This is a genomic window from Geobacillus sp. ZGt-1 (assembly GCF_001026865.1).
GTDB classification, from domain to species: Bacteria; Bacillota; Bacilli; order Bacillales; family Anoxybacillaceae; genus Geobacillus; species Geobacillus thermoleovorans.
Genome location: NZ_LDPD01000025.1, coordinates 159,799 through 168,577, shown reverse-complemented (window position 1 = coordinate 168,577; position 8,779 = coordinate 159,799). Strand labels below are relative to the sequence as shown.

Sequence of the window (8,779 nt, the reverse complement as noted above, 5' to 3'; positions counted from 1 at the left end):
GTACGCTCGTGAACGAAGTGTTGTATAAGGCGCTGGCGCAAAAGCTGCACCGGGCGAAGGCGAAACCGGGCGAGCACCGCGGCATCCGCGGGCTGGAGCATCTCGATAAAGTCATTGACATCGACCAGTCGCCGATCGGCCGCACGCCACGCTCGAACCCGGCGACGTACACCGGGGTGTTTGACGACATCCGCGACGTGTTTGCCTCGACGAACGAAGCGAAAGTACGCGGCTACAAAAAAGGGCGGTTCAGCTTCAATGTCAAAGGCGGGCGCTGCGAGGCGTGCCATGGCGATGGCATCATCAAAATTGAGATGCACTTTTTGCCGGACGTGTACGTCCCGTGCGAAGTGTGCCACGGCAAACGGTACAACCGCGAGACGCTCGAGGTGACGTATAAAGGAAAAAACATCGCCGAGGTGCTCGACATGACGGTCGAAGATGCGCTCGACTTTTTCGCCTCGATCCCGAAAATCAAACGCAAGCTCGAGACGCTCTATGACGTCGGGCTCGGTTATATGAAGCTCGGCCAGCCGGCGACGACGCTCTCGGGCGGCGAGGCGCAGCGCGTCAAGCTCGCCGCTGAGCTTCACCGCCGCTCCAACGGCCGGACGCTCTACATTTTGGACGAGCCGACGACCGGGCTTCATGTCGATGACATCGCCCGGCTGCTTGATGTGCTCCACCGGCTCGTCGACAACGGCGATACCGTGCTTGTCATTGAACATAACTTGGACGTCATCAAAACCGCGGACTATATCATTGACTTAGGTCCGGAAGGCGGCGACCGAGGCGGACAAATCGTCGCTGTCGGCACGCCGGAAGAGGTGGCCGAGGTGGAGGAGTCGCACACCGGCCGCTACTTAAAACCGATTCTCGAGCGCGACCGGGCGCGCATGCAGGCGCAATATGAAGAGGTGAAGGCGTAAAGGCCTTTGCGGCTTTGTCCGCCGCTTGGGGCACCGGCGGCCGCCGCCTTTTTTTGCCGTCGGCAGGAAACTTTTCCTAGCGGCCGTCGTATATACAGGTAAAGGAAACTTGGAAAGGGGATTGCCGATTGTCGACGAACAAAGTGTTGTCCGCGCTTTGTTATTTCAGCGTCTTTTTTGCGCCGTTCATTTTGCCGATTGTCGTCTATTTTGTTGTCGAAGATCTTGAAGTCAAACGCCATGCGAAGCGGTCGCTCGTGTCGCATTTGATTCCGGCCGTTACGATCCTCTTGTTCATTGCGTTGGCCGCGTCGCCGGTGCTGTTCGGCCATTGGGGCGAGGAATCGCTTCTTTTTGGCGGCGGGCTCGTCTGGCTTGGGTTCCTCGTTGCTGGGGCGGTGAATCTTGTTGTCATCGTTTGGAATGTCATAAAAGGGATTCAAGTGTTAAAATAAGAGAAAGCGCCCGTTTGCCGGCGAATGCCGTGGCTCCGTTTCTTTGGGACTGTAACAAGGTGTGGCCGGCGGGCGCGAGACTCGAATAAAGATGGTGATGGGATGCTCAATTGGCTGATCGGTGTGTTTATCAATACGGTGCTGCTGATGGCGATTGACGGCTATTTTGACGATATTCACTTCAGCGGCATCGGCGCGGCGTTTTTGGCGAGCGTGATTTTGGCGGTGCTCAACGCCGTCGTTCGCCCTGTGCTCATCTTGTTGACGCTGCCGGTGACCGTGTTGACGCTCGGTTTGTTTTTGTTTGTCATTAACGCCATCACGCTCATGATGACTGCAGGGCTGATGGGCGATGCGTTTCAAATCGGCGGCTTTGGCACGGCGCTGCTCGCCTCGATCGTCTTGTCGTTTTTCCACCTGCTCGTGCAAAAAGCGATTATCGAGCCGCTGCGCAACCGGTCGTAACGGGGGCGTGATCCATTGGAAGGCCGGTGGCGCCATGGTTTTCCGTGATCGTGTGAAAAGATGGCAAATGCGGCAAGGGGTTGCAATGGGAGAAACGATGCGGTGAAGATCGTTTCGGTTTGATGTGTTTGGCTTGATCGGGACGGGGGGAGCCGTCCCTGTTTTGTTTTCCCCGATGTTTTCCATTCAATGGCGGAACGAAACGTGTTACAATGGAAAAAGATGAAGAAAGGGGAGAAAGGCGACGTATGCCAAAAGTGCGGACGAAAGACATCATTGAACAGTTCCAGCTCGAGCTCGTCAGCGGCGCGGAGGGCATTTACCGCCCGATTACGACAAGCGANTTGTCGCGGCCGGGGATTGAAATGGCCGGCTATTTCGCCTATTACCCGGCGGAGCGTCTGCAGCTGCTCGGACGGACGGAGCTGTCGTTTTATGAAACGTTGACGCCGGAAGAAAAAAAGTCGCGGATGGAACGGCTTTGCACCGACATTACGCCAGGGATCATCGTCTCGCGTGGATTGGAAGTGCCGCCGGAGCTGATCGAAGCGTCTGAGCGCCAGTCGGTGCCGGTCATGCGCTCGACGATGAAAACGACCCGCCTGTCAAGCCGATTGACAAACTATTTGGAAAGCAAGCTCGCCCCCACCACCGCGGTGCACGGGGTGCTTGTCGATGTGTACGGCGTCGGGGTGTTGATCACGGGCAAAAGCGGCGTCGGCAAAAGCGAAACGGCGCTGGAGCTCGTCAAACGCGGCCATCGGTTGGTCGCCGACGACTGTGTGGAAATCCGCCAAGAAGATGAAGATACGCTCGTCGGCAGCGCGCCGGAGCTGATCGAGCATCTGCTTGAAATTCGCGGCCTCGGCATTATTAATATGATGACGCTGTTCGGCGCAGGGGCGGTGCGGACGCATAAGCGCATTTCGCTCGTCGTCGACTTGGAGCTTTGGGATCCGGAGAAGCAGTACGATCGGCTCGGGTTGGAAGAAGAGAAAGTGAAAATTTTGGATACCGAATTGCCGAAATTAACGATTCCGGTCCGCCCAGGGCGCAACTTGGCGGTCATCGTCGAAGTGGCGGCGATGAACTTCCGGCTGAAGCGGCTCGGGGTCAACGCGGCTGAGGAGTTTTCGGCGCGATTGAGCGACGCCATCGAAGACGGCGCGCACGATTACGACTGATGTTTCTTGCGTCAAAGGAATGGATCTCGTTTGGGCATGGAGCATAGGAGGTGGAAACGATGGAATCGACGATTCAGCCGCTCGACCGCGTGTTTTTGCACCTTGGCCCTATTACGATTTATTGGTATGGGGTCATTATCGGCACCGGTGTGTTGATTGGGCTATGGCTCGCGACGCGCGAAGCAGTGCGGCGCGGCTTGCCGAAAGAGACGTTTGTCGATTTGGTGTTATTTGCCGTGCCGATCGCCATTGTCTGCGCGCGGGCGTACTACGTGCTGTTTGAATGGCACTATTATTCAAAGCATTTGTCCGAGATTCCAAAAGTTTGGCAAGGCGGCCTCGCCATTCACGGCGGTTTGATCGGGGCGGTGGCGACGGGCGCGGTGTTCGCCCGCGCGCGCGGGCTGTCGTTTTGGAAGCTCGCCGATATTGCCGCACCAAGCATCATTTTAGGCCAGGCGATCGGGCGCTGGGGCAATTTTATGAACCAAGAGGCGCACGGCGGCCCTGTGTCGCGCCAGTTTCTTGAAAATTTGCATTTGCCGGATTGGATCATCAACCAAATGTACATTGACGGGCGCTATTGGCATCCGACGTTTTTGTACGAATCGCTTTGGAATTTGGCCGGTTTTTGTCTTTTGCTTTGGCTGCGGCGCGTCAATTTGCGGCGCGGCGAGCTGTTTTTGTCCTATTTGATTTGGTATTCGGTTGGCCGTTTCTGGATTGAAGGGATGCGCACCGACAGCTTGATGCTGGCCGGCAGTCTGCGCGCGGCGCAAGTCGTATCCGTGACGCTGATCGTGTTGTCGATCGCTCTGTGGATCGTGCGCCGGGCGAAAGGATGGGCAAAAGCAAGGTATCAAGACGAATAGCCGTCCTTATCCGTTGACGGATGACTAGGGAAAAAGAGAGGCGGCGTGTGGTGAAAAGGTCACACGGCGGCATGAAGACAAGCGAAGGAGAGAGGAGATATGGTAGGAACATTGCAGCGCGGCGTCATCGCCGGACTGAAGACGTCATGGGCGCTCGGCAAAATCATTTTTCCAGTGACGCTCATTTTAGCGCTGTTGCAGCCGACCCCTTTATTTTCATGGTTGATCGACCTTGTCACTCCCCTGATGAAGTGGTTCGGCTTATCCGGCGACGCGGCCGTGCCGCTGGTGCTCGGCAATTTGCTCGGGCTGTACGCCGCGATCGGGGCGATGCTGACGATCGAGTTTACAGTGAAAGAAGTGCTCATTCTCGCTGTCATGCTTTCCTTTTCTCACAACTTGATCGTCGAGTCTTCCGTCGCTTCGCGGACGGGTATGAGCGTTTGGCTCATGCTCGCCGTGCGCATTGGCTTGGCCGTTGTCTCCGGTTTGTTGATCGCCCATCTATGGGATGGGGGGCAGGAACTCGCTCAATATGGGTTTGTCTCGCCTGAAGCCGCCTCGCCGTCCGGCTGGGGAGAGATCATCTTGGCGGCGCTGAAAAAAGCGGCGACCGGCATCGTCCAGCTGGTTGCGATTGTCATTCCATTGATGACGATCATTCAAGTGTTGAAAGAACGCCACTGGATTGAGACGTTTTCGCGCTGGATGGCGCCAGCGACCAAGATGCTCGGCATGAGCGCGAACACATCGCTCACCCTTGCCGCCGGTTTTGTGTTCGGCCTCGCTTATGGGGCGGGGGTGATGATTCAGGCGGCGAAAGAAGACGGCGTCTCGAAGCGCGATTTGACGTTGGCGTTTATTTTTCTCGTTTCTTGCCATGCGGTTGTCGAAGACACGCTCATTTTCGTTCCGCTCGGCATCCCGGTCTGGCCGTTGTTGGTCATTCGCCTCGTTACGGCTGTGCTGTTGACGATGGCGGTGGCGTTCCTTTGGCGCCGTTTTGAACACCCGATGAGAAAGGAAGCCGCATCATGACGATTCGCACGATTTTATTTGACCTTGACGGAACGTTGATTGATACGAATGAGCTGATCATCCAGTCGTTTTTGCATACGCTGGAGAAGTATTATCCGGGCCGCTACGGGCGTGAGGACGTCTTGCCGTTCATCGGCCCGTCGCTGTATGAGACGTTCAGCTCGCTCGATCCGGAACGGGCCGAGGAGATGGTGAAGACGTATCGCACCTTCAACCATGCCCGCCATGACGAACTGATCCGCGAGTTTGACACCGTGTATGAGACGATCGAAACGCTGCACCGCCATGGCTTCCGCCTCGGCGTCGTGACGACGAAAATGCACGACACCGCCCTGATGGGGTTAAGAAAAACGCGGTTGGAACCGTTTTTCTCGTGCGTCATCGGCCTTGATGACGTCAGCCGCCCCAAACCGGATCCCGAACCGATTCATAAGGCGCTTGAGGCGCTTCAGTCGAAATCGGACGAAGCGCTGATGGTCGGCGACAACTACCACGACATTTTGGCCGGCAAAAACGCCGGCGTCAAAACGGCCGGCGTCGCTTGGGCGATTAAAGGCCGCGGCTATTTGGAACAATATGAACCGGACTATATGCTGGAAAAAATGAGCGATTTGCTGGCCATTGTCGGCATCAACGAACGGAAGGAGGAAACGTCCTCCCAGTGAGACGAACGACAAAATACCCTGTCCACGGGGCGAACTCGCTCTGGCAATTGTACCGCACCGTATCGTTTTGGAAAGTGCTGAAAAACGTCATCATCATTCAAATCGGGCGCTACACGCCGTTTTTGCCGCTGAAAAACTGGCTGTACCGCACGTTTCTCGGCATGAAAATCGGCGAACAAACGGCGCTCGCCTTTATGGTCATGCCAGATATTCTCTTCCCTGAAAAAATCCGCATCGGCCGCAACTGCGTCATCGGCTACAACACGACGATTCTCGCTCACGAATATTTGGTTGACGAATACCGCCTCGGCGATGTGGTGATCGGCGATGAGGTGATGATCGGCGCGAACTCGACCATTTTGCCTGGTGTGGTGATCGGCGACCGCGCCGTGGTCGCCGCCGGCACCGTCGTCCATCAAGACGTCCCGCCCGGGGCGATGGCCGCGGGTTGCCCGATGCGCATCGTCCGCCGGAATGAACCGCCTTCCAATTGAATGGGGGCGAGGTTTTGTTTGGAAAAATGAAGATTTCCAGAAAAAGTGATAAAAAGATTGGAACACAAAAAACATTTATAATGCGACTGATGAAGATCGTCTGACGGGCGTAGGTTTTCTATATAGGTGCAATTTGAATCTTTAACATTTGTAGTTTTTACAGAGCGATTGGATCGACTGTCGGGCGAGCGAACAATGCCGCTTCCGGAACCATGTATGGGGNTGCGAAGCGGGTGATTGTTCGGTCACCGCCAGTCGAAAAGTGGATAAGCGACTTTTCCGTCAATGATATGTTAAACTTTTTCGTTGCATGTATATAAATAAGTACTCTACTTTTTTAGGTATTTATTCCATTATTGTGGATAATCGCCTATGCGACATGGAACGAAATGGACAAGCGCTTCCTTTTTTGAAGCGATCTTGTCCGTTTTGTTATTTATAAAGCATTCCCCCCCTTGACGCTGTGGCCGCAAAGGAGTAAACTACTAATAACTTCACTTCTCTACCATATTAGCAAACTAAAGCATCTCGATGAAGGGCGTGGGGACATGGCAAAAAAGCTGTTCATGTTTGAAAAACCGTTAGGCATGCGCGATACGCTGCCGTTTTTATATGAGTTGAAAAAACAAGTGCGTTCGGTGATGGCGGAAGAAATTGAACGCTGGGGGTACGAGTTTATCGAAACGCCGACGCTTGAGTATTATGAAACGGTCGGGGCGGCGTCGGCGATTGCCGATCATCGGCTGTTTAAGCTCCTCGATCAGCAAGGGCATACGCTCGTATTGCGGCCCGATATGACGGCGCCGATCGCCCGGGTGGCGGCGTCGCGGTTGTATGACGACGGCAATCCGCTCCGGCTGGCGTACAACGCCAATGTGTTCCGCGCCCAGCAGCGCGAAGGCGGGCGGCCGGCGGAGTTTGAACAGATCGGTGTGGAGTTGATCGGCGACGGCACGGTGACGGCCGACGCCGAGGTGATCAGTTTAATGGTCGCCCTGCTGAAGCGGACGGGACTCGGGCGGTTTTCGGTGGCGGTCGGCCATATCGGTTATGTCAATGCTCTGTTTTTGGAGATTTTAGGGAATGAGGAGCGGGCGAGTGTATTGCGCCGTTTTTTATATGAGAAAAATTACGTCGGCTACCGTGAACATGTGAAGTCGTGGCCGCTTTCGTCNATCGATCAAAAGCGGCTGTTGGATCTTCTTTCCTTGCGCGGTGGAACGGACGTGATTGAACAGGCGAAAACGCTCGTCACAAGCGAGAAGGGGCGGCGGGCGGCTGATGAGCTGGCGGTGCTCATGGCGGTGCTTCGGACGTATGGAGTGGCCGAGGCGGTGAAGCTCGATATGGCGCTTGTCAGCCATATGAGCTATTACACTGGCATTTTGTTTGAAGTGTACGCCGAGCAAGTGGGATTCCCGATCGGCAACGGCGGGCGGTATGATGATTTATTGGCGAAGTTCTCGCGCCCGGCGCCGGCGACGGGGTTTGGGTTGCGCGTCGATCGGTTGATTGAGGCGATTGGGGAAACGGATGTGCGCGATGACATCGAGTGCATCGTGTTCAGCCAAGAGCGGCTGGCGGAAGCGGTGGAATTGGCCGAAGCGAAACGGGCGGAAGGCAAGCGCGTCGTCTTGCAGCACATTGCCGGCATTCGTGATATTGACGCCTACAGCCAGCGCTACCGGTCGATCGTGTATTTGCTTGGCCGCAGCGGGCGCGATGGGCAGTGAACATAACAGAGAAGGCGCCGCCGGTTGGTCATCGACGCTGTTGAAAACGGCAGCGATTGGCGGGACAGAGCGGATGCGAAGAACGGACGGGAAAGGCTGCCCATGGCGGTGGAGAGCATGCGGTGTACTCGAGGCCCAGCGCCGCATTTGACATGATGAGGAGCAAGGAGGAAGAATGATGCTGACGATTGCCATGCCAAAAGGGCGCATTTTTGAAGAGGCGGTCGAGTTGCTGCGGCGGGCGGATTATGCGCTGCCGCCGGAATTTACCGAGTCGCGCAAGCTCGTCATTGATGTGCCAGAGGAAAACATGCGCTTTATTTTGGCGAAACCGATGGATGTCGTCACCTATGTCGAGCATGGGGTCGCGGATTTGGGCATTGCCGGCAAGGACGTGCTGATGGAAGAAGAACGGGATGTGTACGAACTGCTCGATTTGCACATCAGCCGCTGCCATTTGGCGGTCGCCGGGCTGCCCGGCGCCAAGATGAACGAAATCGCACCAAGGGTGGCGACGAAATACCCGAACATCGCGTCAACGTATTTTCGCGAGCAAGGCGAGCAAGTCGAAATCATCCGCCTGAACGGATCCATTGAACTCGCCCCGCTGATCGGCCTTGCCGACCGGATCGTGGACATCGTTTCCACGGGGCGGACGCTCAGAGAAAACGGGCTTGTCGAACTTGAACGGATCGCCGAGGTGACGTCGCGCCTGATTGTCAACCCGGCGAGCTACCGGCTAAACGGCGGGGACATTGAACGGTTGGTCGACCGATTGGCGGCGGTCATTCCCCAGCCGTAGGAAAAAAGGTGTGACAGAGCGGAAATGGGCGGTTTCCGAAGAATGGGTTGGTGGAGATTCGGGAATGGCGGAGCGGCGTTGACAACGCCGTTGGAAAATAGCATATAGATGCAACGAAGAACTTTAACATATCCTTGACGGA

At 55.8% G+C, this 8,779-nt stretch carries 10 protein-coding genes and 3 pseudogenes; all 13 read left to right on the top strand.

Annotated elements, in window-relative coordinates:
* Window positions 1-929: pseudogene (locus VU18_RS20530) on the top strand (ATP-binding cassette domain-containing protein); the annotation flags it as partial.
* A gap of 128 nt (window positions 930-1,057) precedes the next feature.
* Window positions 1,058-1,384, top strand: a complete 327-nt coding sequence (locus tag VU18_RS13510) for a DUF4870 domain-containing protein (RefSeq protein WP_011232554.1) — start codon at window positions 1,058-1,060, stop codon at window positions 1,382-1,384.
* A 102-nt stretch (window positions 1,385-1,486) separates the two neighbouring features.
* On the top strand, window positions 1,487-1,849 hold the full coding sequence (locus VU18_RS13505; RefSeq protein ID WP_011232553.1) for a phage holin family protein: 363 nt from the start codon (window positions 1,487-1,489) through the stop codon (window positions 1,847-1,849).
* A 248-nt stretch (window positions 1,850-2,097) separates the two neighbouring features.
* Window positions 2,098-2,192, top strand: a pseudogene (locus VU18_RS20525) (HPr kinase/phosphorylase); the annotation flags it as partial.
* 1 nt (window position 2,193) lies between these two features.
* On the top strand, window positions 2,194-3,033 hold an 840-nt coding region (hprK, locus tag VU18_RS13500), incomplete at its 5' end, for an HPr(Ser) kinase/phosphatase (RefSeq protein ID WP_236687406.1).
* 59 nt (window positions 3,034-3,092) lie between these two features.
* Window positions 3,093-3,905: a prolipoprotein diacylglyceryl transferase gene (lgt, locus tag VU18_RS13495; RefSeq protein WP_021321646.1), complete on the top strand. Its 813-nt coding sequence runs from the start codon at window positions 3,093-3,095 to the stop codon at window positions 3,903-3,905.
* A gap of 99 nt (window positions 3,906-4,004) precedes the next feature.
* The gene (locus VU18_RS13490) at window positions 4,005-4,943 is read left to right on the top strand and encodes a nucleoside recognition domain-containing protein (protein ID WP_011232550.1); all 939 of its coding nucleotides are present in this window, start codon (window positions 4,005-4,007) and stop codon (window positions 4,941-4,943) included.
* A complete protein-coding gene (ppaX, locus tag VU18_RS13485) occupies window positions 4,940-5,608 on the top strand; it encodes a pyrophosphatase PpaX (protein WP_011232549.1) in 669 nt (222 codons plus the stop codon). The genes VU18_RS13490 and ppaX overlap by 4 nt, the downstream gene beginning before the upstream one ends.
* A complete protein-coding gene (locus VU18_RS13480) occupies window positions 5,605-6,102 on the top strand; it encodes a DapH/DapD/GlmU-related protein (RefSeq protein ID WP_021321645.1) in 498 nt (165 codons plus the stop codon). The genes ppaX and VU18_RS13480 overlap by 4 nt, the downstream gene beginning before the upstream one ends.
* Window positions 6,103-6,650: 548 nt before the next feature.
* Window positions 6,651-7,276: pseudogene (locus VU18_RS20520) on the top strand (ATP phosphoribosyltransferase regulatory subunit); the annotation flags it as partial.
* A 1-nt stretch (window position 7,277) separates the two neighbouring features.
* On the top strand, window positions 7,278-7,835 hold a 558-nt coding region (locus tag VU18_RS20515; RefSeq protein WP_236687405.1), incomplete at its 5' end, for an ATP phosphoribosyltransferase regulatory subunit.
* Window positions 7,825-7,986: a hypothetical protein gene (locus tag VU18_RS20510; protein ID WP_156484087.1), complete on the top strand. Its 162-nt coding sequence runs from the start codon at window positions 7,825-7,827 to the stop codon at window positions 7,984-7,986. The genes VU18_RS20515 and VU18_RS20510, both read left to right, overlap by 11 nt.
* A 27-nt stretch (window positions 7,987-8,013) precedes the next feature.
* Window positions 8,014-8,637, top strand: coding sequence for an ATP phosphoribosyltransferase (gene hisG, locus VU18_RS13470; protein WP_015375795.1), 624 nt, complete (start codon window positions 8,014-8,016; stop codon window positions 8,635-8,637).
* Window positions 8,638-8,779 lie beyond the last annotated feature (142 nt).

What these genes read in the sequence shown, in the direction of transcription:
- VU18_RS13505 (WP_011232553.1), top strand. Translation starts at nt 1,487, where the DNA reads ATGCTCAATTGGCTGATCGGTGTGTTTATCAATACGGTGCTGCTGATG.
- lgt (WP_021321646.1), top strand. Translation starts at nt 3,093, where the DNA reads ATGGAATCGACGATTCAGCCGCTCGACCGCGTGTTTTTGCACCTTGGC.
- VU18_RS13490 (WP_011232550.1), top strand. Translation starts at nt 4,005, where the DNA reads ATGGTAGGAACATTGCAGCGCGGCGTCATCGCCGGACTGAAGACGTCA.
- ppaX (WP_011232549.1), top strand. Translation starts at nt 4,940, where the DNA reads ATGACGATTCGCACGATTTTATTTGACCTTGACGGAACGTTGATTGAT.
- VU18_RS20510 (WP_156484087.1), top strand. Translation starts at nt 7,825, where the DNA reads ATGGGCAGTGAACATAACAGAGAAGGCGCCGCCGGTTGGTCATCGACG.
- hisG (WP_015375795.1), top strand. Translation starts at nt 8,014, where the DNA reads ATGCTGACGATTGCCATGCCAAAAGGGCGCATTTTTGAAGAGGCGGTC.